Below are 26,575 nucleotides of genomic sequence, written 5' to 3'. Positions count from 1 at the left end.
CCGGTACGCTTTACAAGCGATGGAACTTCTCACTCATGAGCTTTGCCGTGGTGCGAATCACCGATTGCGGATCGGCGGGGCGGGCGCAGTGCACCTGATAACCGGCCATCAGCGCGCGCAATCTGCCCTCGGATGCGGAGTGTCCGGAGATCGCGATGGCCGGCAGGCGCTGCGCGAGTCCGATGCCGCGTTGGGCTTCGAGTTGCCGCACCGCGCCCACCATGGCATAGCCGTCCATGTCGTCGAGCGTGACGTCGCATATCAGGGCATCGGGCCATGCATCGGTCGGCGTATCGCGCAAGGCGTCGAGCACGGCCGTGCCGCTCTTGAAATGGCGTACCGTCGCGCCGGCGTCCTGCAGCGCGCCGCCGACGCGCGCGCGTTCCTCATCGCTATCGTCCACCAGGAATATGCGCGCACCGTGCAGCGATACGGGCGGGACCGGTCCCACCAGCGGCAACGCGGGCGTCGCGGCCGCGCGCATGGGCATCTCCAGCCAGTAGGTACGGCCTGGTCCTGAAGAGGAAAGGTCGGTGCCGAAACGGCCGCCGAATTTCTCGATATCGGTGCGCGCGTGCATGACGTCCAGCGGCGGCCGGTCCGCCAGTACGGCGTTCATCTGTTCGCCCATCGCCAATGCCGCGGCATCCGCGGGCGGCAGGCGGCCGTCGGTGACGGCCAGCCGCGCGGCATCATGCGAGCGTCGCAGGCTCAGCTCGATGCGGCCACCCGTGGGCGTGGCGGCGATCGCGTTCAGGCACATATCCCATATCGTCTGCTGCAGCACGCCCGGGTCGCCGGTCACGCGGGCGTTCTCCATGCTCAGCTCCGTATAGAGCGTGATGCCCTTCTCATCGATGACCTGGCGTATTGCGTCCAGCACGCCGGCAACCAGCGCCGCCAGATTGACGGGCTGCGCGGACCGCTGCGTGCCCGCCCGTTCCAGTTCGCTTTGCTGCCGCTGCAGGGACCACATCTGGGCGTAGATGCCCTGGCTGTCCAGCAGCTCCTGGTGCTTGCCGCGTTCGACGATACGTCCGTGCTCGAGCACGACGATCTCGTCGGCGTTGACCACCGTTGACAGCCGATGCGCGATGATCAGTGTGGTGCGCCCCTGCGCGATGCGGTCCAGTTCGGCCTGGATCGCCCGTTCGGTCCGCGTATCCAGCGCCGATGTGGCTTCGTCGAACAGCAGAATGGGCGGATTCTTCAGGATGGCGCGCGCGATCGCGATGCGCTGGCGTTCGCCGCCGGACAGCTTGACGCCCCGTTCGCCGACGATCGTGTCGTACTGCGCCGGCAGGCTCTGCACGAAGTCATGCAGGCGAGCGCCCTTGGCCGCCTCGATGATGTCCGCCATCGACGCCCCCTGCCTGCCGTATCCGATGTTGTAGGCGATGGTGTCGTTGAATAGCATGGTGTCCTGGGGCACGATGCCCAGATAGCGGCGCAGGGTCGTGGGGTCGACCGACCGCACGTCCGTGCCGTCCACGGTCACGCGCCCGGAGTCCGCTTCGTAGAAGCGAAACAGCAGGCGCCCCAGCGTGGATTTGCCCGAGCCGCTGCCGCCGACGACGGCCAGCGTGCCGCCCGGCGCCACATGCAGGTTGATATCCCACAATATCTGCCTGCCCGGTTCGTACGAGAAGTTGACGTTCTCGAAGCGCAGCTCCGCCCGTGTCGGCTCGAAAGGCAGCAGCGGCACGCCGGGATCGGATTCGGGCGGCAGCCGCAGAAGCGCGCAGACCTGTTCGGCATTGATCATCGCTTCTTTCGTCTGGCGGAACACCAGGCCCAGCGTATTCAGGGGCAGGCATATCTGGATGATGTACGCATTGACCAGGACCAGATCCCCGACCGTCATCGCATGGCTGGTTACCTGGGTTCCGGCCAGCAGCATGACGGCGCCCACGCCCAGCGCGATGACGGCGCTCTGCGAGATGTGCAGGGTCGACAGGGCGCGCTGGTTATCGATGCCCACGGCGCGCCAGCGGTCCAGCAGTTCGCGCAGGCGGCGCGCTTCGACGGCCTCGCTGGTGTACACCTTGACCGATTCGTAGTTGAGCAGGCTGTCGACCATGCGTCCGCCGGCGGCCGAATCCAGCTCGTTGATCATGCGCTGGTAGAAGATCCTGCGCTTGGTCAGCACATAGGTAACGGTGGCATAGATGACGAACGTGGCGCCGACGATGGCGGCGAACCAGAGGTTGTAGGCGCTGACCAGGATCGCCACTACCGACCCGATCTCCACCAGCGTGGGCAGCAGCGTGAACAGGGCGGTGCCCATCAGGAAACCGATGCCGTTGGTGCCGCGTTCGACGTCGCGCGCCAGGGTGCCGGTTTGCCGGTTGGCATGGAAGCGGGCGCCCAGCCGGTGCAGGTGCTGGAAGATCCGCATATTGAAGTCGGCCACCGTGGCCTGCGCGACCGGGGAGAACACGATATCGCGCAGTTCCGTGAACAGGCCACCCGCGAAGCGCAGCAGCGTGTAGCCAATGAGCAGGAAGACCGGCAGGATCAGCGCCGGCCCGGGTTTGCTCAGCTGTTCGACGATCATCTTCAGGGCCACCGGTACGGCGACGGCGAAGGCCTTGGCCACGACCAGCAGCACCAGCGCGGCTCCGGCGCGGCGGCGGTAGGTCCATAGCGACTGCCCCAATATGCGCAGGACCTCCGCGCGCGCGTAACGGCTTGCTTCGTTCGCCATGCCTGCTCCCTAAGGATGAGTCCGATGGGCGGCGTGGCGGCAAGGTTTGTGCCTCGCCCCGTTCGCCCGCGTCGTCGTCAGCAACTTCTTGAATGTCAGGCCTGCAGCTCGATAGGCGCTCTTCCGAGGCCGCCATGCCTTGACAGGCAACCTAATATGAAACATCATTAGTTACATGAAACGCGACAGCCGCCTATCTTCCGTCCTGCATGCGCTGCTCCACATGGCCGAGCAGGAGGGCCCCGTCACTTCGGAAACCCTGGCGCAATGCCTGGGTACCAACCCAGTCGTCGTCCGGCGCACCATGGGTTATCTGCGAGAAGCGGGCATCGTGACTTCGGATCGAGGCCACGCGGGTGGGTGGCGCATCCATGCCGACCTGGGCTGCGTCACCCTGCGCCAGTTGCACGAAGCGCTGGGCGAGCCGGCCATATTTGCCATCGGCAACCGCAACGAAACCCCGGAGTGCCTGGTCGAGCAGGCGGTCAATGCCGCGCTCGAAGGCACGTTTGCCGAAGCCGAGGCGCTGCTGCTGACGCGGTTCTCGGAAATCACCCTTGCCGATCTGGCTGGCGACTTCGCGCGCCGACATGCCGCCGCACGACACAAGAGGAGTTGACCATGCGCTACGACGTTATCGTCATCGGCGGGAGCTATGCGGGGATGGCAGCGGCCCTGCAACTGGTGCGGGCGCGCCGGGCCGTGCTGGTGATCGATGCAGGCGAGCGGCGCAACCGTTTCACCAGCCATTCGCATGGTTTTCTCGGCCAGGATGGCGTACCCCCCGGCGAGATCGCGGCGAACGCGCGCCGCCAACTCGAAGCCTACTCAACGCTGACCTGGCTCGAAGGGCGGGTCGAAGGCGTCACAGGGCAGGCGGATGGATTCACGGTCACGACATCCGGCAGCGGATCGCACCGAGGCCGCCGCATCCTGTTGGCTACTGGCGTCGCCGACCAGCTTCCTGCTGTCGACGGACTCGCCGAGCGGTGGGGAAAGTCGGTCTTCCACTGCCCGTACTGCCATGGCTACGAACTCGGCCAGGGCGGCATCGGCATCGTCGGCGCCAGCCCGATGTCCATCCACCAGGCCGAACTGCTGACCGATTGGGGCAGTGTGACCTTGCTCGCCAACCGCGCCGTGGATCTGAGCCAAGAGGCCAGGTCCGCGTTGGAGCGCCGGGGCGTGACGATCGAGGAGGTGCCCATCGACAGAATCGAGGAGCATGCCGACGTAGTCATGGCCGACGGGCGTCTACTTCGATTTGCTGGCCTGTTCACAGCGACGCGCACCACTCCTTCCAGTTCCCTGGCCGAAGCGATGGGCTGCGCGCTGGAAGAGACGCCCATGGGCAGCCAGGTTCGCACCGATGCCGAGAGCAAGACCTCGGTGACTGGCGTATTTGCCTGCGGCGACGTCGCGCGGGCACCCCATTCGGTCTCGTTGGCCGTGGGCAATGGCGCCATGGCAGGCGCGCAGATTCACCGCTCGCTGCTTTGGCCCGAGACCATCGCCCCGGTGCAAGCGGAGGGCCGAGCTCGATGACTCCGTTTTCCGACCCGACTGCTGTCCGGGCGTAAACGACAGTCGTCTACGCCAATGGAAGGCACAAGGGATTAATGCCTATGTCCTAGAACGAGGCGCGCGCCTACGCCAAGCGCGCGAATTGAAGGCATGCTGCGATGCGTCTAAGGTAGGCGGGTCGCAGTCTTCATGCCGCCATGTCCGTGACGACCTCCCGTCCGCCGCGCGCGGATCCCGCCACCCTGGGCGATGACTATCCCCGTCCCACGCCCGGCCAGGCATCCAGGTTCCTGGCCCAGGCCACGTTCGGCCCCACCCCGGCCGAGATCGACCGCGTGGTGCGCATGGGGTATGGCGCCTGGCTGGACGAGCAGCTGGACATGCCGCCGTCGCAGGCCCATTTCGATTGGCTGTTGTCCATCCGCGCGGACAACGCCGAGAACAAGGGCAATGGCCTGAATGCCCCGCTGGAATCGACCCTGTGGCGCAAATTCATTTCCGCGCCGGATCAGGTCCGCACCCGCACCGCGTTCGCGCTGTCGGAAATCTTCGTGGTGGGGGTATCGGCCATCACCGCCAATTGGCCGCTGTTCGGCGCGGCGTCGTTCATGGACATCCTGGCCGGGCACGGCCTGGGCGATTTCCGCGGGCTGCTGGGCGCCGTCACGCTGAACCTGTCGATGGGCTGCATGCTGACCTATCGCGGCAACCGAAAGGAAGACCTGCGCACCGGACGGGAACCGGACGAGAACTACGCACGCGAAGTCATGCAGCTGTTCACCATCGGCCTGTATGAACTGAACCCCGACGGCACCTTGAAGCTGTCCAACGGCAAACCTGTCGAAACCTATACCAACGACGACGTGCGGGGTCTGGCCAAGGTATTCACCGGCTGGGACCTGAACGGCAGCGAGGAGCACGTCGCCTTTCATCGGCGCCCCATGGCCCTGAATCCCACCCTGCACTCCATGTCGGAAAAGCGTTTCCTGGGTGCCGTGATTCCCGCCGGAACGGGTGGCGTGGCATCGATGAACAAGGCCCTGGACGTCCTGTGCGCCCATCCCAACGTGGGCCCCTTCGTCGGCACGCAGTTGATCCAGCGCCTGGTGACCAGCAATCCCAGTCCCGCCTATGTGGGCCGTGTCGCGGCGGTATTCGACGACGACGGCCGCGGGCGGCGCGGCAATCTGCGCGCGGTTGTCCGGGCGATCCTGCTGGATCCGGAGGCGCGTTTCCCCGACCTGGGCTCGCCCACCTGGGGCAAGGTGCGCGAGCCCATCGTCCGCTTCGCCGCCTGGGCGCGGGCCTTCGGCGCGACGTCGGTCAACGGCAAGTGGGCCATGCCCGATACCACCGACAACACGATACGGCTGGCGCAAAGCCCGATGCGGTCGGCCTCGGTGTTCAATTTCTTCCGGCCGCGCTATACGCCGCCCGGCAGCGCCGTCGCGCAACGCGGCATGGTGGCCCCCGAGCTGCAGATCACCGACGAGACCAGCGTGGCCGGCTATCTGAATTTCGTGGCGGTTTATGTCGATCGCGGCTGGGAAGACCTGCAGACTTCCTACGCCGCCGAAATCGCGGTGGCCGGCGATACGCAAGCGCTGGTCGACCGTATCGTGCTGCTGCTGGCCGGCGATGTCTTCGATCGGGAGACCGCGAAGGCAATCGCGCGCGCCGTCGCCACCATCCCCGCCGAACGGCCGCGCGACCGCGTGCGCGCCGCGATCACGCTGGTGGTCGCGACACCCGACTACCTGGTGCAGCGATGATTTCCTTGCCGCGCGATGTGCCTATTTTCCCCGCGGAGCAGCCATGAAGGAATCCCCCTCCCGACGCGAGTTCGTGCGGCGCGTCTCGGCCATCGGCGCGGTCGGCGTGGCGGGCGCCGCGATGCCGCTGGCACTGAAACTGGCGGCGGCGGGCGAAGCGGCGGCGCAGGCCGCCGCGCCCGTGGCGCAGGGGGCCGAGGACTACAAGGCCCTGGTATGCGTGTTCCTGTATGGCGGCAACGATCCCTATAACACCGTGGTGCCTTACGATGCGGAAAGCCATGCGCGCTACTTCCGCATCCGTGCCGACATCGCGCTGGCGCGCGACAAGCTGGACGGCACGGTGCTGCGCCCCCGCGAGGCCGGTGCGGGCGGGCGCGTCTATGCGCTGGCGCCGACGCTTGCGCCCCTGAAGCCCTGGTTCGAGCGCGAGGCGCTGGCGGTACAGCTGAATGTGGGGCCGATGGTGGTGCCGACGACCAAGGCCGAGTACATCGGCGGCAAGGTGCCCATGCCGCCCAAGCTGTTCTCGCACAACGATCAGCAGTCGTACTGGCAGGGCCTGGCGCCGGAGGGCGCGGCGTCGGGCTGGGGAGGGCGCCTGGCCGACCTGTTCGCCGCGGGCAACGGCAACAGCACGTTCGCGAACGTGACCGCGGGCGGCACCGCGCTGTTGCTGTCCGGCAGCCATGTGTCCGCGTATCGCGTCAGCCCGGCCGGATCGACACCCATCGAGCTGCTGCGGCGGGACACCTATGGATCGACCGCCTGCACGGATCTGTTGCGCTCGCTGCTGACCCAGCCGGGACCGCATCTTTTCCAGCAGCAGATCGCCGCCACCCTGGCGCGTTCGATCCGCGCCGATGCGCAGCTGGGAGCGGCGCTGGAGGGTGTGGATGTGCGCGGCGACTTCGGCACGCCGCTGGGCGCGCAGCTGAAGATCGTCGCGCGCATGATCGCGGCGCGGCGCGAGCTGGGCGTGAAGCGGCAGGTGTTTTTCGTCTCGCAGAACGGCTACGACAACCACGACGGGCTGAACGGCACGCATCCCGGCCTGCTGGCGGAGCTGGGCGGCGCGCTGGCGCAGTTCCAGCAAGCCATGGACGGCCTGGGCCTGGGCGACCGCGTGACGACGTTCACCGCGTCGGAATTCGGCCGCACGCTGGTATCGAACGGCGATGGGTCCGATCACGGCTGGGGCGGACATCATTTCGTGCTGGGCGGCGCCGTGCGCGGCGGCCGCTTCTACGGCACGCAGCCCGACTGGGATATCCAGGGGCCGGGATATGTGGATCATGGGCGGCTGCTGCCGCGCACCTCGGTGGAAGAGTTCGGCGCCACCCTGGGCGCATGGTTCGGCGCCGATGCCGGCGCCCTGGACGACGTGTTCCCGCATCTGCGGAATTTCGGTACGCGCGACGTAGGCTTTATGCGCCGGGCGTGATGCCGTGGCAGGGGTCGCATCGGACGGCGGGGCCGTCCATGCGCATGAGGCCTACGCCCGATGCGGTAATGCGTCGAGGCGGGAGACAGGGCGCCGGCCCTTGCCCCAATATCGAGGGCCGGGGCAGAGACGTGGCGGCGCGACAGCGCCGCAGGGGCCGTGGCTGCGCGGCGTGCCGCCGCACAAGCACAACGACCATGAGGACACAATGGCGAACCACCGAGGGAAACGATGGGCGACGATGGCTTTTCATGGCCGCTTTGGCCGCTTGCCTGGCGCTGCTGGCCGGCGGCGGGCAGGCCCGGGCGGGTGAGACCTACCGCTACAAGGATCCGTTTGGCGTCTGGCGCAACATGACGGTCGACAAGGGCATGGGCAAGTACTACAAGCGGGCGCAGGCGCGCGCCGCGGTCCGCTGTCCGGGTTGTGCGCGACGGGTGCTGGTGGGCGGGTCCGCCGGCGCGCCGGCCGCGGCCGCCGTGGCGCGCGCCGATGACGCGCGGGTGGTGGCGCTGAGCACGCATCGCGGGCTGGAGGACTATCGCGGCGTGATCGCCAAGGCGGCGGCCGACTACGGACTGGACAGCGCGCTGCTGGGCGCGGTGATCGCCGTGGAATCGGGGTTCCGCAAGGACGCCAGGTCGCCGAAAGGCGCGCTGGGATTGATGCAGCTGATGCCCGATACCGCGGCGGCGCTGCTGAGCGATCCGGACGTCGAACGCGCCCTGGTGGATCCCGCCACCAATGTGCGCGCGGGTTCGCGGCATCTGCGCAGCCTGATCGACCAGTATCCGGGCCGCCTGGACCTGGCGCTGGCCGCCTACAATGCGGGCCAGGGCGCGGTGCAGAAGTACGACGGCATTCCGCCCTATGCGGAAACCCAGCAGTACGTGCGCGACGTGATCGCGCTGTATGCGCGCTACAAGGCCGGATGGTAGGCGCGGGGCGCTGGCCGACGAGAGTTGAACCGAAGGTGATGCATGCATGGTTTCTGGATGGCGGTGTCCGCCATGGGCGAGTCCCGCCTGGTCTTGCCGGCCGCGCTGGTCGCGATGGCGTTCGTCGCGATGTCCGAACGTCCGCCGGTGTTCCATTGGCTGTGGGCGCTGGCGATCGCCGGCACCGTGGTGCTGGTGTCCAAGCTGGCCTTCCTGGGGTGGGGCATAGGCTGGGCCGCCATCGACTTCACCGGGTTCAGCGGCCATTCCATGGTGTCGGCGGCGGTGTATCCGGTGCTGGGCTATGCGATCGGCAACCGCCACTCGCGCCGCGTGGCCATGCTGCTGACCTGCGCGGGCGCGCTGTTCGCGCTCCTGATCGGGGTCTCGCGCCTGGTGCTGGGCGCGCATTCCGTTTCCGAAGTGATATCGGGCCTGGCGGTGGGCGCGGCGGTGTCGGGGGTGGTGCTGGCGCGCTGGCCCGTGGGACGGCTGGGCCTGCGCCTGGGCGCCGTCGCGCTGGCCTTCCTGCTGTCGACGATGGCCAGCTATTCCGTCGCGCCCAAGGTGCGCACGCACGATGTCGTGATTGCACTGGCGCTGGCCCTGTCGGGGCAGAACACGCCCTACACGCGCGACCATTTGCACCGCGCCGCGCACACCGGCGCGTGAGGCCGGCGCCATGCTGACCGTATCCTGAACGAAAGGCGCGAGCGGGGATGTCATAATCTCGCCCCATCGCAGACTCGCCAGCGTTCTTCCGCCATGCCGCTCGCCCTCGGTGCATTCATTGTCCCGCTTATCGTGGCTTGCGCGTTGTTCATGGAGAACGTCGACGCGACCGTACTGGTGACCGCGCTCCCGTCGCTGGCGCGTGACCTGGGCCAGGATCCCATTACCTTGAAGCTGGCCGTGACCAGCTATGTCGTCGGCCTCGGTGTCTTTATCCCGATCTGCGGGTGGGTCGCGGACCGCTTCGGCCCACGCACCGTGTTCCGCGCCGCCATCGGCGTGTTCGTCGTCGGTTCGCTGCTGTGCGCGGCCTCCAACTCTTTGTTCACCTTCGTGCTGGCGCGCTTCGTGCAGGGCGTGGGCGGCGCCATGATGGTGCCGGTCGGGCGCATCATCATCTTTCGTTCGGTGGCCCGCGCCGACTTCGTGCGCGCCGTCAATTACCTGACGGTACCGGCCCTGCTGGGGCCCGTCGTCGGGCCTTTGCTGGGCGGCTTCATCACGACGTATCTGCATTGGCGCCTGATGTTCTTCATCAACGTGCCCATCGGCCTGCTGGGCATCTACCTGACGAACCGGCACATCGACGATGTGCGCGATACCGAGCCCGGCCACCTGGATTGGCCGGGGTTCGTGCTGTCCGCGGGTGGCGCCTCGCTGTTCATGCTGGGGATGTCCCTGGTCGGCAGCGATGTGGTCAGCGATCGCGCGACGGCGGCGATGTGCGTGCTGGGGCTGCTGTTCTCCGGGCTGTACGTGCTGTATGCGCGCAAGGTACGCAACCCCTTGCTGGATCTGCGCTTCCTGCGCATTCCCACCTTCCACACGAGCGTGCTGGGCGGCTCGCTGTTTCGCATCGGCCTGGGCGCCGTGCCTTTCCTGCTGCCGCTGGCCCTGCAGGAAGGGCTGGGCATGACGCCGTTCGAGGCGGGCATGATTACCTGCGCCTCGGCATTCGGCGCGCTGTTCATGAAGACGATGGCGCAGCCGCTGCTGCGGCGCTTCGGTTTCCGGCCCGTGCTGATGGTCAACGCCGCCTTATCGGGCGTGGCGCTTGCCAGCTATGGCATTTTTCATCCGGAGATGTCGCGCGTGACGATCTGGGTGATCGTCCTGTTCGGCGGGATTTTCCCGTCCCTGCAATTCACGGCGCTGAATGCGCTGGCCTATGCGGAGATCGATAGCGCCGACGTCGGCCGCGCGACCAGCGTGGCCAGCGTGATCCAGCAGATGTCGCTGGGGCTGGGCGTGACGGTGGCGGGCATCGTGTTGCAACTTTCCCATTATGCGCAAGGCCATGCGCAAATCGTCTGGACGGACTTCTGGCCCGCATTCCTGGTACTGGGATTGTTTTCCGCCGCTTCCATCCCGGTTACCGCGCGCATGCCGCGCGGCGCGGGCAAGGAACTGACTCACGGGCGTTGACGGCGGCGCTGGGGCGCGGCGTCGTTGCCGGCGTGGATGGCGCGGTGAGCGCCGATGCTGGCGGATGGCATGGCATCACGCCGTCGCCTTCCCCGAGGGCAAGGCAGCCGCGCTTGCTACAGGAAGGATTTGGCCTGCTGCATGACCGCGTCGCAGGCCTGTTCGGCCATGGCGGCTTTCAGGCCGCTGCCACCCAGGTCGACGCTATTGCCCGTACCGGTTTGCAGGATGCCCTTCGCGCCGGACAGATAACCGCTGTCTTTCTGCGGGGCCTGGCCGGTGCTGCCGCCCAGCTTGCTCATCAACTGGTCCTTCAGCGACGAGGCGCTGCCATCGGGCAAATACTTGTTCTTGATGCAGTATTCCAGGATGCCGGCGGCGTTGCCCAGGCTGCCGGCACTCAGCGCGCTGGCGTCCGCGCCCGATCCCCCGCCCAATCCACCCAGGCCGCCCAGCGCGCCCTTGAGGTCCAGCCCCTGGGCCAGCGCGGGCGCGCCGAACCCCGTCATCAGCATGCCCGCGAGCACCGCCGCGCCAGCATGGTTGCGTATCTTCATCGCTATTACTCCTGTCTGTATGGCCTTGCACCGTCCGGCGCTCCGGCGTCCCGCCGGGTTCGCGCGATAATGACGGCGCCCGTAGCCGCGGCGCAGCCTGTTGCCGACAGCCGCGCGCGCGGCTCGGCGTGATCGACGCGGTCGCTCCGCAGCCGGCGTAAGGATAGGCGGATGGGGAGCCCTTCCAGGTAACGATAGGTGCCATAACACTAGTCATCATGACGATACGTATCTTGCTTTCCCGCAATACCGCCGACCGCCTGCGCGAGCCCATCGCGCGGGTCATGAATGGCCGCCCATACGAGTTGCGCCTTGCCGAGCCCACGCTCGGTCACGCGCATGCCGACATCGATGTCGCGTTCATCTCGCGCGACGTCACGGGCGCTTCCACCAAGCACCAGGTGACGGAGTCCCTGGAGGCCTTCTACGAGTCGCTGCGGGCATCGCCGGGCCTGCGCTGGGTGCACGTGCATTCCGCGGGTTTGGACAGGCCGATATTTCCCGAGCTGAAGGCGCGCGGCGTCACGGTCAGCGCGTCGGCCGGCGCCAATTCCGAGCCCGTCATGCAAACCGCGCTGGCCGGCCTGCTGGCCCTGAACCGCCGCATGCACGTCCTGATGGATGCGCAGCGCCAGGGCCGCTGGCTGAAGGCGACGGAACTGACCGTGCCGCGCGACCTGGCCGGCCAGGTCGCGGTGATCGTCGGCTGGGGAAGCATCGGGCAGCGCCTGGGCGCCGTGCTGCGCCTGCTGGGATTGCGGATCGCGGTGGTACGCAGCAGCGCGGAACCGGTCGACGCCGACACGCAGACCGTGGCCTTCGAGGATATCGGCACGCTGTTGCCGCGCGCGGACTGGCTGATCCTGGCCTGCCCGCTCAGCGATCGCACGCGCGGGCTGATCGATGCGCGCGCGCTCGCCGCCCTGCCCAAGGGCGCGCATCTGGTCAATGTGGCGCGCGGCGAAGTCGTCGTGGAAGCGGACCTGATCGCCGCCTTGCGGTCAGGGCATCTGGGCGGCGCCTATCTGGATGTCTACGAGCACGAACCGCTGGATGCGGCCTCGCCGCTCTGGCACATGCCCAACGTCATCGCCACGCCGCACGCCGCCGGCCATTCCGACGGCAACGCCAGGCGGGTGGACGCGATCTGGCTGGAAAAGCTGGAACAGTGGCTGGCCGAAAACACGTAGGGCTGCCGGGCGGCGTACCCCTGCCGCGTCCACCGGGAAAGTCCTTCGGCGCACGCATGCAAGCCGGCGCCGGCGCTATTCCTGCAGCGTGATGTGGGTTTGCTCGATCACCTTGGCGAACTTCGCCGTTTCCGCGCGGCGGAAGGCGTCGAAATCCTGTCGCGACGAGGGGGCGGGCTCCGCGCCCTGGTCCTTCAGGGCCTGCAACAAGCGCGGGTCGCGCATCGCCGCGAGCGCGGCCTGGTTCAGCTTGTCCAGGATGGGCGCGGGTGTGGCACCGGGGGCGAACAGGCCGAACCAGTTCACGACTTCGTAGCCGGCCAGTTGCGGCGTTTCCGTCAGCGCCGGCACATCCGGCAGCGCTTCGACGCGATGGGCGGAAGTCACGGCGATGGGGCGGACCTGCCCGCTCTTGATGAATGGCATGGCGGCGGCCACGCTGGTGAAGGTCATGGTGACGTGCCGGGCAACGACGTCGGCGATTTGCTGCGCCGCGCCTTTGTACGGGATGTGGCGGATATCGACACCCGCCATGCGATCCAGCAGTTCGCCGCACACGTGCTGGAGGTTGCCGATGCCGCTGGACGAAAACGTCAGCTTGCCCGGCTGCGACTTCGCATACGCCAGCAATTCAGCGGTGTTCTTCGCCGGCACCGACGGATTCACCACCAGTACATTGGGAATGCGCGCGACCAGCGTCACCGAGGCCAGCTCGCGCGCGGGGTCGAACATCATTTTTTCCTTGTACAGGGAAGGGTTCACCACGATCTCGCCGGCTGCCGACAAGAGGATGGTGTAGCCGTCGGGCTTGGCCTTGGCCACGTAGTTGGCGCCGATCATGCCGCTGGCGCCGGGCTTGTTCTCCACGATGATGGATTGGCCCAGCGTATCGTGCAGGCGTTCGGCCATCAGGCGCGCGATCAGGTCCACGCCGCCGCCGGCGGTGTAGGGCACGATCAGGCGCACGGGCATGGACGGATAGCTATCGGCGGCATGGCCGCTGAACGGAGCCAGCGCGAGCGCGGCGGCGATGCCCAGCGCGGCGCGCAGGCGTAGGGTCGGGGATGTCATCGTGGTCTCCTCACGGTTGGTGTTCACATCGGGCGCTCGTCGTGTCTTGCATCGAGGCCGTGGCAGGCGGCGCGCTCTCGGGCGCGTTCAAGGCGTAATCAATAGTCAGGGCGCGATCGGGGCGCGAAATACCATGCATACCGGACTGCCGGTTTCGGCGGCCGTGCAGGCCCGTGCCAGTTCGCCGCTGCCCGCATCGACGTGGAAGGCGACGATGGTGTCGCTGTCTTCGTTGGCGGCATACAGAAAGCGCCCGGTGGGATCCAGGGTGAAAAAGCGCGGGGTGCGTCCGCCGCTGGCATACGCGCGCACGAAGCGCAGGCGGCCGCTGGCGCCGTCGACGGCGAACAAGGCGATGCTGTCGTCCCCCCGGTTGGAGGCGTATACGAAGCGGCCGCCCGCATCGACCACGATCGCCGCGGCGCGGCTGTTGCCGGTGCAACTGTCAGGCAAGGAGGGCAATACCTGGAAGGGTGCCAGCGCGCCGGTGGCGGCGTCATGGCGATAGGCGGTGACCGTGCTGTCCAGTTCGTTGACCGCATAGGCGTAAGGCGCGCGCGGGTGGAAGGCGATATGTCGCGGTCCGGCGCCTTCACGCGCCGCCACGACGGCGCGGGGTTCCGGCGTGAGGCGGCCGTCGCGAAAGACGAAGCTGAAAATCCGGTCCAGGCCTTTGTCCGGCACGATGACGTGGCGTCCGGCCGGATCGAAGGGATTGAAGTGCGGCTTGGCGTGCTGCTGTTCGACGCGGTGCGGTCCGCGCTCGCCCGGCAGCGGTACTTGCTGGCTGACGGGCAGCAGCGCGCCGTCCTCCGCCAGCGGCAGTACGGCCAGGGTGCCGCTCAGGTGATTCGATACGATGATGTGGCGGCCGTCGGGCGCCAGCGCCAGATGCACCGGATTGCGGCCTTCCGTGCCGCGCCGGTTCAGCGGGCTCAGGCGGCCGCTGTCCGGATCGATGCGGAAGGCGCTGATGTCGCTGGTGTCCCCATGCACGGCATAGAGCACCCGCCCGCCGGGACCGAGTGCCAGGTAGGAAGGATTCACCAGGCCGTCGACTTCCTGCACCAGGCTCAGAGCCCCCGTCGATGCGTCGCGATGCCAGGCCGTGATGCCGCGGCCGCGCGCGTTGCGTTCGCGGGAGGTACGGCAGCCCACGTAGACATCGGCCTTCATGCGCGCGCCTCGCCGGGGAAGGCCATCTTGCGCACCACGTAAGGCAGCACGCCACCGTGCGCGAGGTAGCGAACTTCCTGTTCCGCATCCAGGCGCAGGGACACATGCAATTCACGGCGCGTCCCGTCGGCGCGGTGCATGCGCAGCGCCAGTGTGTTGTCGCCCACCGTCAGGCCGTCCAGCCCCAGCAGGTCGAAGGTTTCGCTGCCGTCCAGCTCCAGCGATTCCGCGTGGTCCGCGCCGATGAAGACCAGCGGTAGCACGCCCATGCCGATCAGGTTGCTGCGGTGGATGCGCTCAAAACTGCGCGCCACGACCGCGCGCACGCCCAGCAGTGCCTGCGCCTTGGCCGCCCAATCGCGGCTGGATCCGGCGCCGTAGTTCCAGCCGGCGAAGACCAGCAGCGGAATCCCGCGTGCGGCATAGCTGGCGGCCGCGTCGTAGACCGGCAGTACCTCGCGCCGGTCGGCATCCCAGGCCCAGGCGCCCGCGCCGCCTTCGGTGCCGACCAGCCGGTTGCGGACGGCCTTGTTGGTGTACGCGCCGCGCAGCATGACTTCGTGATTGCTGCGGCGGGTGGAATATTGGTTCAGGTCTTCCGGCGCCTCGCCGCGCGCCAGCAGCCATTGGCCGGCGGCGCTGGCGGCCGGTATGGTGCCGGCCGGCGAAATATGATCGGTCGTCACGTTGTCGCCGAACACCATCAGCGCGCGCGCGTCCCGCAGCGCGGCCAGCGGCGGCGCCGTGGGCGCGACCGATTCCAGGTAGCGCGGCCGGCGCAGATAGGTGGAATCCGGCTCCCAGCCGTAGCGCACGCTGGACGGCGCGGACAGCGCCCGCCATTGCGGCGTCCCGGCCCATAGGGTGGCGGCGCGTTCCTGGAACAGCCGGGGCCGCAGCACCTGCGCGGCGAGCGCGGCGACCTCTTCGTCGCCGGGCAGCAGGTCGCGCAGCCAGACCGCCCGGCCCGAGGCATCCACGCCCAGCGGCTCGTGTTCCAGGTCGACGCGGATATTGCCGGCGATGGCATAGGCGATCACCAGCGCCGGCGAGGCAAGATAGCCCGCCGGCAGCCGCGGATTGACGCGGCCTTCGAAATTCCGGTTGCCCGATAGCACGGCGACGCCGCGCAGGCCCTGGTCCACCGCGGCCTCGGCGGCGGCCGCCAGGCTGCCGGAGTTGCCGATACAGGTCATGCAGCCGAAGCCGACCAGGCCGAAACCCAGTCCTTCCAGGTCCCGCAGCAATCCGGCTTCGGCCAGGTAATCGCCCACGGTGCGCGAGCCGGGCGACAGCGAGGTCTTGACCCAGGGCTTGCGCCGCAGGCCCCGTTCGCGCGCGCGGCGGGCCAGCAGGCCGGCCTGGAGCATCAGCAGCGGATTGGCGGTGTTGGTGCAACTGGTGATCGCCGCCACCAGCACGGCGCCGTCCACCGGACGGTCCGCCGGCACCGGGCCCTCCGCGTCCAGCCCCAGGCGTTCGGTGAAGGACGCGCCGGCGCGGGCCAGCGGCTGGCGTTCATGCGGCTGATGCGGTCCGGCGACGCTGCGCCGCACCGCCGCCAGGTCGAGCGGGATGACGGTGTCGAAGCGCGGTTCGGGCATATCGTCGCGCCGCCACAAGCCCTGGGCCTGCAGGCAGGCCCGTACGCGATCGCGCTGCGCCCGGTCGCGCCCGGACAGTTCCAGAAAGCGCATGGCTTCGTCGTCGAAAGGAAAGAACATCACCGTGGCGCCGTACTCGGGAGCCATATTGGCGACGGTGGCGCGGGCTGCCCAGCCCAATGTCGACAATCCTGGGCCGCAGAATTCGACGAATTTGCCGACCACCCCATGGGCACGCAGGATTTCGGCCAGGGTAAGCGCCAGGTCGGTGGCGGTGACGCCGGCCGGCAAACGGTTGCTCAGCCGCACGCCGACGACTTCCGGGTAGGCAATGGGCACCGGCTCGCCCAGCAGGGCGGCCTGGCTTTCCAGGCCGCCTATGCCCCAGGCCAGCACGCCGATACCGTTGATCATCGGCGTGTGGCTGTCGGTGGCCACCATATCGTCCGGATGCAGCAGGGCCTGTCCGTCGGCGGTGCGCGCCGCGCATACGACTTCGGCCACCGCTTCCATGTTCATCTGGTGGATGATGCCGGTGCCGGGCGGGATCACCTTGAAATTCGCCAGGCTCTGCTCGGCCCAGCGGATGAAGCGGTAGCGTTCGCCATTGCGGCGGAAGTCGATGTCCAGGTTGGCCTGCACCGCGTCCGGCTCATCATAGTGCTCCACGATGACCGAGTGGTCGATCGTCAGCACCGCCGGAATCAGGGGATTGACGCGGGCCGGATCGCCGCCGAGTTCCGCCACGGCGTCGCGCATGCCGGCAAAGTCCGCCAGCGCCGGCAGGCAGGTGGTGTCGTGGAACATCAGCCGGTTGGGATGGAAAGGCACTTCGCAGGCCGGGCCGCGGCCGCTGGCGCGGGCCAGGACCGGGGGCAGCGCATCGGGCTGGCAGCGCGCGACGTTTTCGATCAGCAGGCGGATGGAATAGGGCAGGACGGCCAGGTCCGCGGCGGGCAGGATGCGGCGCAGCGCGACGTAGGCATAGTCCTGCCCATTCACGGCAAGATGGTCGAGCAGGGCGGGATCGGGCTGGTTCATGGCGGGCGGTGCGGCAGGCGGGGCGCGCGGATGCGGGATGGCAGCGCGGCATGCAGGCATCGTAAGCGCCCGGCGCGGCAATGAAAATTTCCGCTTTGCCAAGCGAGCGTTTCCATTAAGAGAACGCGTGCCTGTATTGTCGGATTTCAGCCGCGAAGATAGCCCACCAGGGACCGTGCGGTGGGAGGAAGCGTTTCCATATTGCGCACGCCGATCAGCAGGTTGCGCGTGGCCCAGGGTTCGGCCAGCGTCAGCGCGCGCAGCTTGCCGCCGCGCAGGTAGGGCACGGCCACGGCGCGCGGCAGGATCGCGATACCCAATTGCGCCGCCACCAGTTTGCACATGCAATCGAAGCCGCTGATCCGGATGCGCGGGCGCAGCGGCTTGCCGCGCTTCTTGGCCTCCGCCGTCAACAGCGCGTGCACCGAGCTGTCCAGGTGCGGACCGACGAATTCATGGTCCAGCAGCGTGTCGAAGCGCACCTTCTGCCGCTGCGCCAGCACATGACTGGCGGGCACCACCGCCACCAGTTCGTCCTGCCGGTAGGGAAACAGCTGCAAGCCCTGCGCCGGCGTCTGTTCCGCGAAAATGCCCAGGTCGGCATGGCCTTCGGCCACGGCGCGCACCACCGCCGTGCCCACGCCTTCCTCGATATCGAATTTGATTTGCGGGTAGTCGTTGGCGTAGCGCTCGATATCCCCGGGCAGGAACTGCGCCAGGGCCGACGTAATGGCGTGGATGCGCACATGGCCCTTGACGCCGGCGGCGTATCCGGACAGTTCTTCATCCATCAGCGACAGGGTGTGCTGCAGCTGCCGGGCATAATGCAGCAGGGACTGTCCCGCCGGAGTCAGGTCCACGCCGCGCGCGTAGCGCACGAGCAGGGGCGATCCGGCCTGCGCTTCCAGCTCGGCGATGCGTTTGCTGATGGCCGATACCGCCAGGTGCTTGCGCCGGGCGGCCCGGGTCAGGTTCTTTTCTTCCGCGACGGCGGTGAACAAATCCAGGCTGGTAAGGTCGTAGCGCATGGTCGGGAGGTATCCGCGGGGTATCCAGGTGGGTGGCGGCGAGCCGGGTTGCGCGCGCGCGGCCTTCCGGGCGCATAATTACGCGACTTTGTCATAACCCAGGTGGGATTTCACGACCCCAGCGATGAAAGCGCAACCGCTAAGATTCGACCGTACCGTGATCGACGATGTGCTGGCAGGCCGGAAGGTCCAGACGCGCCGGATCCTGAAACCGCAACCGCCTGACAATACCGTCGGCTGGCTGCGGGAAATCGGGCCCGCCGGCAAATGGATCGCGGTGGAAGAGCCGCCGCCCCCGCCTTCGCGCCGGCGCGTGCGGCGCATGGTCTGCCCCTACGGCGAGCCTGGCCACGCCATCCGCGTGTATGACGACGGCGGGGTGGCGTTCGCGCAGGTCACGCTGGTCGGCGTGCGCATCCAGCGCCTGCAGGACATCAGCGAAGCCGACATCGTCGCCGAAGGTTGCGCCGAAGGGCAGAGCGGTCGTGGCGGCTTTTTGCCCGGCATGCCCTTGAAATCCGTCTTCGCGCTGGCCTGGTGCGAACTGCACGGCGCGCGCGCCTGGGCGGTCAATCCCTGGGTGTGGGCGCTGGAGTTCAGGCTCGCGCAGGCTTTGCCGTATTCGCGCCAGGCGCCGGCGCAGGACGCGCCGGCGTCTCGAAGCGGGCTGCCAGAAAGTCCATGAAGGTGCGTACCCGCGCCGACAGGTGGCGGCGGCTGGGGTAGTACGCGAAAAGGTCCGCCGGCGGCAGCGTGTAGGCGGGCAGCAGGCGGCGCAGCCGCCCTGTTTCCAGGTATTTGGCCAGGTCCCATTCCGAGCGGACCAGGATGCCGTGCCCGTCCAGGGCCCACCCCAGCACGATATCGCCATCGTTGCTGGCCAGCGCGCCGCTGACTTTCACCGCCTGGGTTTCGCGGTTGCGGGTAAAGCGCCAGACGCCATAGGCCTCGTCGTTCTGCCGGTGGATGATGCAACGGTGGGCGGCGAGATCGGCGGGGCGCTGCGGCGCGCCATGGCGCGCCAGGTAGGCGGGAGACGCGCACAGGAACCGCCGGTTGCTTTGCAGGCGGCGCGCGCTGAGCCGGCTGTCCGGCAGGGTGCCGAAACGCACCGCCAGGTCCAGGCCGTGCTCCACCAGGTCCACGGGGCGGTCGGTGACCTCCAGGCGCACTTCGACGTCCGGGTGCAGCCTGGCATAGTCCGAAACCAGCGGGGCGATCACGGTACGGCCGAAGCCCAGCGTCGCGTTGACCCGCAGCAGGCCGCGCGGTTCGGCGCGGGTGCTGGTGACCTGGTCTTCCATTTCGCGGATATCGGCCAGGATGCGGCTGGCGTGGCGCAGATAGGTCTCGCCTTCGCTGGTCAGGCCGACGCGCCGGGTCGTCCGGTTGACCAGCCGCACCCCCAGGCGCTGTTCCAGCTGCGCCAGCCGCTTGGTGGCGGCCGGCGGAGTGATGTCCAGTTCCCGCGCCGCCGCCGACAGGTTGCCGTGCTTGGCCAGCAGGACGAAAAACATCAGTTCGGAAGCGGTGTCGGTCTTCATGGTTTTATTCACTTTAGATGAATAATAAATTTTCTTCAGGTGAATGGAAAGGCGGCGCGGTTTCGTTAACCTGTGGGCCATGCCTTTACCCGCCCCGCCAGGGCGACCGCGCCAGGAGACTGCCTTGAGAATCGTCGAAATCCGCGAGCAGACCAAGCCCATCAGCTCGCCCATCCGCAATGCCTATATCGACTTCAGCAAAATGACGCTGAGCCTGGTCGCCGTTGTCACGGACGTGATACGCGACGGCAAGCCGGTGGTGGGTTACGGCTTCAACTCCAACGGCCGCTATGGCCAGGGGATGCTGATGCGCGAGCGCTTCATCCCGCGCGTGCTGTCCGCCGAGCCGGACACGCTGCTGGACGCCACCGGGCAGAACCTGGATCCGCACAAGATCTGGGACCGTATGTTCATCAACGAGAAGCCCGGCGGGCATGGCGAGCGTTCGGTCGCCATGGGCACGCTGGACATGGCGGTGTGGGATGCCGTCGCCAAGATCGCCGGCAAGCCCTTGTTCCAGCTGCTGGCCGAGCGCTACGGCACGGGGCAGCCCGACCGCAAGGTGTTCGTGTACGCGGCCGGCGGCTATTACTACCCGGGACAGGACCTGGAAAAGCTCAAGGACGAGATGCGCGGCTACCTGGACCGCGGCTATACCGTCGTCAAGAAAAAGATCGGTGGCGCGTCGCTGGACGAGGACCTGCGCCGCATCGATGCGGTATTGAGCGTGCTGCAGGACGGCCAGCGGCTATGCGTGGACGCCAATGGCCGCTTCGACCTGAAGACCGCCGTCGCCTATGCGAAGGCCCTGTCGCAATACGATCTGTTCTGGTACGAGGAAGCCGGCGATCCCCTGGACTACGCCTTGCAGGCGGAGCTGGCGCAGCACTACGAGAAACCCATGGCGACGGGCGAGAACCTGTTTTCCATGCAGGACGCGCGCAACCTGATCCGCTACGGCGGCATGCGGCCGGACCGCGACTGGCTGCAGTTCGACTGCGCCTTGAGCTATGGCCTGGTGGAATATCTGCGCACGCTGGAGATGCTGAAGGAAAACGGCTGGTCGCCCAGCCGCTGCATTCCCCACGGCGGGCACCAGATGTCGCTGAACATCGCGGCCGGATTGGGACTGGGCGGGAACGAGTCGTACCCGGATCTGTTCCAGCCCTATGGCGGGTTTCCGGACGGCGTGCGGGTGGAGAACAGCCATATCACCATGCCGGACCTGCCGGGTATTGGCTTCGAGGGCAAGGCCGACCTGTACGCGGAAATGCGGGCCTTGTCGGCCTAGTGTCGACAGGCCCTGGCCGCTGGATCGCGCGCCGATACCGCGCCTTCCTAGGCCATGATGTGCACGCCGCCGTCGATATACACGGTTTCGCCGGTAAGCAGCCTTGCATAGGGAGAGGCCAGGAAGGCGCAGGTCATGCCGACGTCCATGATGTCGACCAGTTCGCCCAGGGGCGCGCGGCGCTCGGCCTCCGTCAGCATGACGTCGAAGTTCTTCAGGCCGGAGGCCGCGCGGGTTTTCAACGGGCCGGGCGAGACCGGATGCACCCGGATGCCCTTGGGGCCGAGTTCGTACGCCAGATAGCGGGCGCAGGCCTCCAGGGCGGCCTTGACCGGGCCCATGACGTTGTAATTGGGCACGACGCGGTTGGCGCCGTAGTAGCTCATGGTGAACATGGCGCCGCCGTCCTTCATCAAGGGCGCGGCCCGTCGCGCCATCCGGACGAAGGAATGGCACGAGATATCCATCGCCTGCGCGAAGCCCTCGGCCGAACAGTCCAGCAGGCCCCCCTGCAGGTCGGCCTTCGGCGCCCAGGCCACGGAGTGGACCAGGACGTCCAGGCGGCCCCACTCTTTTTCGATGCGGGCGAATACGGCCTCGAGGTCGCCGGGGCGCGTGAAGTCCAGGGGCATGAAGATCGGCGCCTGCAGATCGCGCGCGATCGGCTCCACATACGATTTGGTCTTCTCCCCGGCGTAGGTGATGGCCAGTTCGGCACCGACCTCGCGAAAAGCCTTGGCGCAGCCGTAGGCGATCGAATGCTCGTTGGCGATGCCGCATACCAGGGCCTTGGCGTCCTTCAGGATGCGGCGGGGATGGTCTTCGGTCATGATGGCGTCCTCGCGGTGTCCGGGCCGGCAACCGGCTCTGCCGCGCGCCCGCCGCGCGCCACCCGGATGGTATGGCGCGCGATCATCAGTTCTTCGTTGGTGGGAATCACCCATACCGACACCCGGCTGGACGGCGCGCTGATGCGCGGACCATGCGCGGCATTGCCCGCTTCGTCCAGCCGCACGCCCAGCCACGCGGCGTCGCGGCAGACGCGGTCGCGGATGGCCGGCGCGTTTTCGCCGATGCCGGCCGTGAAGACCAGGGTGTCGATGCCGCCGGCCGCGGCGGCCAGCGAGCCGAGCTCGCGTCCGATGCGGTAGACATACAGCGCGATCGCGAAGCGCGCGCGTTCGTCCTCGCTGGCGAGCAGCGCGCGCATGTCGCTCGATATGCCCGACACGCCCAGCAAACCGGACTGCTTGTAGATCAGTGTTTCGATGGCGCGGGCATCCATGCCCAGCTCGTCCATCAGGTAAAGGATGACGCCCGGGTCCAGCGTGCCGCTGCGCGTGCCCATGGGCAGGCCGTCCACGGCGGTGAACCCCATGGTGCTGGCCACGCTGCGGCCATTCACCAGCGCGCACATGCTGGCGCCGTTGCCCAGGTGCGCGACGATGGCGCGGCCGCGTGCGCCTTGCGCATCGAAGCGGGGCAGCGCGCCGGCGATGTACTCGTAGGACAGGCCATGAAAGCCATAGCGCCGCACGCCGCGTTGCGTGATCGATGGCGGCAGGGCGAAGGCCTGCGCCACCTCGGGCTGCGCACGATGAAACGCCGTATCGAAGCAGGCGACCTGGGGCAGGTCCGGGCGCACCCGCGCCACCGCCTCGATGGGCTTGAGGTTGTGCGGCTGGTGCAGGGGCGCCAGCGGGGCCAGCCGGCCCAGCACGGCGATCACCTCGGGTGTCACCCGCACGGCCTCCGCGTATCGCTCGCCGCCGTGGACGACACGATGGCCCACCGCCGCGAGCTGGTGATCGCCTTTATGGGCGCGCAGGAAATCGACCAGCCAGGCCACGGCGCCATCGTGATCCAGGGCCGGCGTGCCGGCCCAGTCGCGCGACTCGATTTCCTTGCCGTCGGCATCCAGCACCGTCAGCCGCGCGTTCTCCACATAAAGGCCGGCGACCTGCCCGCGCAGCAACAGCGGCAGCGCCCTGTCGGCGGCATCGAATACGCTGAACTTGATGCTGGACGAACCGGCATTCAGAACAAGTATGACGTCGGCCATGGCTTACCCCAGGACCTTGGCGCCTTCGCGGCGGGCCTGCGCGACCAGCACCGCGACGGCGCAGGATGCCAGCCGCGTCATGACGGAATCCGCCCGGCTGGTCAGGATGATGGGCACGCGCGCGCCCAGCACGATGCCGGCGGCATCGGCCCCCGCCAGGAAAGAAAGGCTCTTGGCCAGCATGTTGCCCGCTTCCAGGTCGGGCGCCATCAGGACATTGGCGCGTCCCGCCACCGGCGACGCGATTTGCTTGATGCGCGCGGCTTCCATGTCGATGGCATTGTCCAGCGCGAGCGGCCCGTCGACCAGCGCGCCCTTGATCTGGCCGCGATCGACCATCTTGCACAAGGCCGCCGCCTCGACCGTGGAAGGTACTTTGGCGCTGACGGTTTCCATGGCGGAAAGAATGGCCACGCGGACTTCCGGCAACCGCAGGATATGCGCGAAGTCGATCGCGTTCTGCAGGATGTCGGCTTTCTCGTCCAGGGTCGGCGCGATATTCACGGCGGCATCGGTGACGATCAGCGGCTCTTCGCGGCCGGGCACGTCCATGACGAAACAATGGCTGATGCGGCGCGCGGTACGCAGGCCGGCGTCGCGGCCCACCACGGCGGCCATCAGCTCATCCGTATGCAGGCTGCCCTTCATTAACGCTTCGGCCTTGCCTTCCCTGACCAGGGCCACCGCCGCCGCGGCGGCGGCGCCGCTGTGGGGGGCATCGACGATTTCGATTCCGGCGATATCGATCCCGGCGTTCGCGGCGACCTCCCGTATGCGTTCGCGCGGACCGACCAGGATCGGAACGATCAAATCCATCCTGGCCGCCTGTACCGCGCCTTCCAGCGACGATGTGTCGCAGGGATGGACGACCGCGGCGGGCGTCGGCGGGATGGTCTTGCAGTAGTCGATCAGGCGCTGGTACTTGAGGTGTTTGGATTCCATATCGCCTCCGCCGCGTGGGCTGGGGATCAGGCACGCTTGAGCGCGGCCTGACGGCGCCGTGGTCCGGCCCCCCGAGTATTGGCCGGGCCGCGGCCGGCTTCCTTGACCTTCGTCAGTTTTTCCGACGCCAGCACGTGCCGGATCCGGCCCAGCATCTCGACCTGGGCATCGCTGGTGGCCAGGCCGCGCACCCGTTCGTCGGCCATGAGCTTCGCCACCAGGTCCAGGAAACGCTTGCGGTCGGCGGGATCGCGCAGCAATTGCGGCAGTGTCTCGATCGCCCGTTCCGTCTCGTATTGCGCGACGATCTCCTGCTGGCCGCGGATGCTGCGCCATTCGTGCAGCGAGATGCGAGGCAGGTATTCGGCATACTCGGTCGCCAGCTCGTGGCGCAGCTCCAGGCGGGACAAAGGCATGGGCTGGTCCTGCCGCCGCAACAGGGCCGCCACCCGCGCGAGCGCCTCCACGTAGCCGCCCTCCGCGATGGCGTTCAAGGCATCGCGGACGAAGGGCAGGGTGCGCGCGTCCTGGGGGACTTCCCCATGGAGGGCGGCGCCATTCCTGCCGTCCGCAAGGTAGCGCGAATAGACACTGCCATACGTCGTGAAGAACGCGGCCTCGGTAAGGGCACCGCGCGTATCCCGGTAGTAGTCCAGCGCCGCGCCGACCATGCCGGCGGCGTTGCGCTCGGCGCGGCGCAGGACATCGTCGTCGGGCAGGGCCTGGCGGTTCTGCTTGACCGCCTGCGCCGCGGGCGCCAGCCACCACAGCCAGGGATTCAGGTCCGAGATGGCCCAATTGCGTACCCGCAAGGGGTGCAGTTCCCGCATGCGCCGGGCTGTATAGTCGTTGGCCATGGCCTGCACCCATGGCTGGGCGAACAGGTTATAGCCTTCCTGCAGGAAGTCCGACACCATGGCCACGGCCTCGAACGGCTTTTCGTCGACACGCTGGAAGCGGTTGAGACGGGCCGCGATATCTTCCAGGCGATGTTCCTGGAATTCGACTTCGTACGTGACCTTGCCGTCCTTGTCGCGGCGATCGGCGATCGTCATGCCGTACAGGCCAGGCGGCAGCGACTCGATGGTTTTCAGCACCGAGACGATCTGCGCATGTTCCTTCTTCGCCACCTTGCCGGAGACGAAGATGCCCAGGTGCCCGACGCTTTCGTGAAGCAGCCCGACGATGACCTGCCCGCGGCTTTTGATCTCTTCCGTGCTGCCATACACGTCGACGACCCAGTTGAAGGCCTGTTGCGGCGGCGTGATGTTGTCTCCCAGCGAGGCGAACAGGATAATGGGCGTCTTGATCGAGCGCAGGTCCAGGCGCTGGCCATCCTGCTTGATGTCGCCGCTCCAGAGCTTGTTGCCGACGAAAAGGTTGCGCGTGATCCATTCGATCTCTTCGCGGTTCATCAGGTAGAAGCCGCCCCACCAGCGCTCGAATTCCAGGAATCGCGGGGGCTCGGTGTCCACCTTGTCGTAGACGGTGTAATACTTTTCCCACAGGCTGTTGGCGGGATTCAGTTCTTCGAAGTTCTGCACCAGCCAGGCGCCGTCGAACTTGCCGTTGCCCAGGTCGGCCAGCAGGGACGCCGTCCAGGTCCCGCCCAGCATGCCCCCCGCATAGCGCATCGGGTTGTCGCCTTCGCCCTGGCGCCACGCGCCGCCCCAATAGGACATCGGCGCGCCGTTGATGACGATGGGGCCCGTGTCGTCGGGCCCCGAGGCCGCCAGCATCATGGCCGCCCAGCCGCCCTGGCAGTTGCCGACCAGGGCCGGCTTCGGCGAGTCCGGATGCAGCGCGCGCACCTTCTGCACGAACAGGCGTTCGGCGTGGCAAACGTCCTGCAGGGTCTGGCCCGGTTCCGGGTCGCGGAAGAACACGACGAAGTACACGGGGTGGCCGGCGCGCAGCGCGACGCCGACCTGCGAGTCGTCCTTGAAACCGCCGATGCCCGGGCCGTGGCCGGCGCGCGGATCGATGATGATGTACGGGCGCTGCCGGTCGTCGACGACGACGCCCTCCGGCGGCTTGATGCGCAGCAAGGCATAGTTGACCGGGCGGTCGAAGGCGCGCCCGTCGGCGACGATCTCGTAGTCGAAATGCAGGACGGGTTTCAGCCCCTGGGCGGCGTTGGCGATGAAGTTGTTGCCTCGCTGCCGCAAGGTATCCCAGAACAGGATGGAGCGCTGCATCGCGTCGACCGCATAGCCGTACCAGCCCAGGGCGCCCATCGCGGCGGCCATGCCGTTGGCGGCTTGCCCCACGCCCATTCCGCCGGCCTGCGGGGTCCCGCCGGGCGCCGCCGCCTGGCCATCGCCGGAGATCCCGGCAGCCTGGCGCGCCCGTGTGGCATAGCGTTCGTTGGCGGTCTCCAGGCGCTTGAGCAAAAGCAGCGCGGCCTTGGTGCAGATGTCGTGACTGCGCGCGAGTTGGGTTCCTGCGTCCATGGCGAGAACCTCCTGGGTTCGTTGCCCCTGCGACGGCGGCGATCCCGGGGATGATTGCCTCGCGGATCGGGACG

Annotated in this window: 21 protein-coding genes; 10 read left to right on the top strand and 11 right to left on the bottom strand. The window is 67.7% G+C overall.

What is annotated here, in order from left to right; genetic code table 11:
• Nucleotides 1–10: 10 nt before the first annotated feature.
• Nucleotides 11–2,707, bottom strand: a complete 2,697-nt coding sequence (locus CAL28_RS23965) for an ABC transporter transmembrane domain-containing protein (protein ID WP_094843658.1) — start codon at nucleotides 2,705–2,707, stop codon at nucleotides 11–13.
• Nucleotides 2,708–2,882: 175 nt separating this feature from the next.
• Here CAL28_RS23965 and CAL28_RS23960 point away from each other — a divergent pair, with 175 nt between their 5' ends.
• From CAL28_RS23960 to CAL28_RS23930, 7 genes are all read left to right on the top strand, one after another.
• Nucleotides 2,883–3,326 (top strand): Rrf2 family transcriptional regulator, encoded by a 444-nt coding sequence (locus CAL28_RS23960; RefSeq protein WP_094843657.1) that lies wholly within the window; start codon nucleotides 2,883–2,885, stop codon nucleotides 3,324–3,326.
• A gap of 2 nt (nucleotides 3,327–3,328) precedes the next feature.
• Nucleotides 3,329–4,252, top strand: a complete 924-nt coding sequence (locus tag CAL28_RS23955; RefSeq protein ID WP_094843656.1) for an NAD(P)/FAD-dependent oxidoreductase — start codon at nucleotides 3,329–3,331, stop codon at nucleotides 4,250–4,252.
• A 176-nt stretch (nucleotides 4,253–4,428) separates the two neighbouring features.
• Nucleotides 4,429–6,003, top strand: a complete 1,575-nt coding sequence (locus tag CAL28_RS23950; RefSeq protein ID WP_094843655.1) for a DUF1800 domain-containing protein — start codon at nucleotides 4,429–4,431, stop codon at nucleotides 6,001–6,003.
• Nucleotides 6,004–6,046: 43 nt separating this feature from the next.
• Complete coding sequence (locus CAL28_RS23945) at nucleotides 6,047–7,447, top strand: DUF1501 domain-containing protein (protein ID WP_094843654.1); 1,401 nt, start codon at nucleotides 6,047–6,049, stop codon at nucleotides 7,445–7,447.
• 251 nt (nucleotides 7,448–7,698) lie between these two features.
• Nucleotides 7,699–8,385, top strand: a complete 687-nt coding sequence (locus CAL28_RS23940) for a lytic transglycosylase domain-containing protein (RefSeq protein WP_176464090.1) — start codon at nucleotides 7,699–7,701, stop codon at nucleotides 8,383–8,385.
• 42 nt (nucleotides 8,386–8,427) lie between these two features.
• A complete protein-coding gene (locus CAL28_RS23935; RefSeq protein WP_094843652.1) occupies nucleotides 8,428–9,057 on the top strand; it encodes a phosphatase PAP2 family protein in 630 nt (209 codons plus the stop codon).
• Between the two features lie 93 nt (nucleotides 9,058–9,150).
• Nucleotides 9,151–10,542: an MFS transporter gene (locus tag CAL28_RS23930; protein ID WP_094843651.1), complete on the top strand. Its 1,392-nt coding sequence runs from the start codon at nucleotides 9,151–9,153 to the stop codon at nucleotides 10,540–10,542.
• 116 nt (nucleotides 10,543–10,658) lie between these two features.
• On the opposite strand, the gene CAL28_RS23925 is transcribed toward CAL28_RS23930, so the two are convergent.
• On the bottom strand, nucleotides 10,659–11,099 hold the full coding sequence (locus CAL28_RS23925) for a DUF2501 domain-containing protein (protein ID WP_094843650.1): 441 nt from the start codon (nucleotides 11,097–11,099) through the stop codon (nucleotides 10,659–10,661).
• 218 nt (nucleotides 11,100–11,317) lie between these two features.
• Here CAL28_RS23925 and CAL28_RS23920 point away from each other — a divergent pair, with 218 nt between their 5' ends.
• Nucleotides 11,318–12,289 (top strand): D-2-hydroxyacid dehydrogenase, encoded by a 972-nt coding sequence (locus tag CAL28_RS23920; RefSeq protein ID WP_094843649.1) that lies wholly within the window; start codon nucleotides 11,318–11,320, stop codon nucleotides 12,287–12,289.
• 75 nt (nucleotides 12,290–12,364) lie between these two features.
• Here the strand turns inward: CAL28_RS23920 and CAL28_RS23915 are convergent, their stop codons facing one another.
• The 4 genes from CAL28_RS23915 to CAL28_RS23900 all read right to left on the bottom strand — a co-directional run bounded on the left by CAL28_RS23915 (nucleotide 12,365) and on the right by CAL28_RS23900 (nucleotide 18,209).
• Nucleotides 12,365–13,360: a tripartite tricarboxylate transporter substrate binding protein gene (locus tag CAL28_RS23915; protein WP_094843648.1), complete on the bottom strand. Its 996-nt coding sequence runs from the start codon at nucleotides 13,358–13,360 to the stop codon at nucleotides 12,365–12,367.
• 105 nt (nucleotides 13,361–13,465) lie between these two features.
• Nucleotides 13,466–14,536 carry a lactonase family protein gene (locus CAL28_RS23910; protein ID WP_094843647.1) on the bottom strand — a complete coding sequence of 357 codons (1,071 nt, stop codon included), beginning with the start codon at nucleotides 14,534–14,536 and terminating at the stop codon, nucleotides 13,466–13,468.
• Entirely contained in the window at nucleotides 14,533–17,181 is a 2,649-nt protein-coding gene (acnA, locus tag CAL28_RS23905) for an aconitate hydratase AcnA (RefSeq protein ID WP_094844811.1), read from the bottom strand. Before acnA ends, CAL28_RS23910 begins: the two co-directional genes overlap by 4 nt.
• 146 nt (nucleotides 17,182–17,327) lie before the next feature.
• Nucleotides 17,328–18,209, bottom strand: coding sequence for a LysR family transcriptional regulator (locus CAL28_RS23900; protein WP_094843646.1), 882 nt, complete (start codon nucleotides 18,207–18,209; stop codon nucleotides 17,328–17,330).
• A 124-nt stretch (nucleotides 18,210–18,333) separates the two neighbouring features.
• On the opposite strand from CAL28_RS23900, the gene CAL28_RS23895 reads away from it, so the two are divergent.
• On the top strand, nucleotides 18,334–18,894 hold the full coding sequence (locus tag CAL28_RS23895) for a hypothetical protein (protein ID WP_254926214.1): 561 nt from the start codon (nucleotides 18,334–18,336) through the stop codon (nucleotides 18,892–18,894).
• Here the strand turns inward: CAL28_RS23895 and CAL28_RS23890 are convergent.
• Entirely contained in the window at nucleotides 18,806–19,753 is a 948-nt protein-coding gene (locus tag CAL28_RS23890) for a LysR family transcriptional regulator (RefSeq protein ID WP_094843645.1), read from the bottom strand. The two genes, CAL28_RS23895 and CAL28_RS23890, sit on opposite strands and share 89 nt — an antisense overlap.
• 124 nt (nucleotides 19,754–19,877) lie before the next feature.
• Between CAL28_RS23890 and CAL28_RS23885 the strand changes: the two genes are divergently transcribed.
• Nucleotides 19,878–21,044 carry a mandelate racemase/muconate lactonizing enzyme family protein gene (locus tag CAL28_RS23885; RefSeq protein WP_094843644.1) on the top strand — a complete coding sequence of 389 codons (1,167 nt, stop codon included), beginning with the start codon at nucleotides 19,878–19,880 and terminating at the stop codon, nucleotides 21,042–21,044.
• A gap of 47 nt (nucleotides 21,045–21,091) precedes the next feature.
• On the opposite strand, the gene fabI is transcribed toward CAL28_RS23885, so the two are convergent.
• Genes fabI through CAL28_RS23865 form a run of 4 tightly spaced genes read right to left on the bottom strand, consistent with a single transcriptional unit; the run spans nucleotide 21,092 to nucleotide 26,501 of the window.
• A complete protein-coding gene (gene fabI / locus CAL28_RS23880) occupies nucleotides 21,092–21,874 on the bottom strand; it encodes an enoyl-ACP reductase FabI (RefSeq protein WP_094843643.1) in 783 nt (260 codons plus the stop codon).
• Nucleotides 21,871–23,106, bottom strand: coding sequence for an acetate/propionate family kinase (locus CAL28_RS23875; protein ID WP_094843642.1), 1,236 nt, complete (start codon nucleotides 23,104–23,106; stop codon nucleotides 21,871–21,873). The genes fabI and CAL28_RS23875 overlap by 4 nt, the downstream gene beginning before the upstream one ends.
• A gap of 3 nt (nucleotides 23,107–23,109) precedes the next feature.
• Nucleotides 23,110–24,048, bottom strand: coding sequence for a phosphate acetyltransferase (locus tag CAL28_RS23870; RefSeq protein ID WP_094843641.1), 939 nt, complete (start codon nucleotides 24,046–24,048; stop codon nucleotides 23,110–23,112).
• 26 nt (nucleotides 24,049–24,074) lie between these two features.
• Entirely contained in the window at nucleotides 24,075–26,501 is a 2,427-nt protein-coding gene (locus CAL28_RS23865) for a DUF3141 domain-containing protein (protein WP_094843640.1), read from the bottom strand.
• Between the last annotated feature and the right edge of the window lie 74 nt (nucleotides 26,502–26,575).

Origin of the sequence: Bordetella genomosp. 11 (assembly GCF_002261215.1) — a bacterium.
Taxonomy (GTDB): Bacteria; Pseudomonadota; Gammaproteobacteria; order Burkholderiales; family Burkholderiaceae_B; genus Bordetella_C.
Note: the sequence above shows the minus strand (reverse complement) of the source record. Positions and strands in the feature narration are given on the sequence as shown.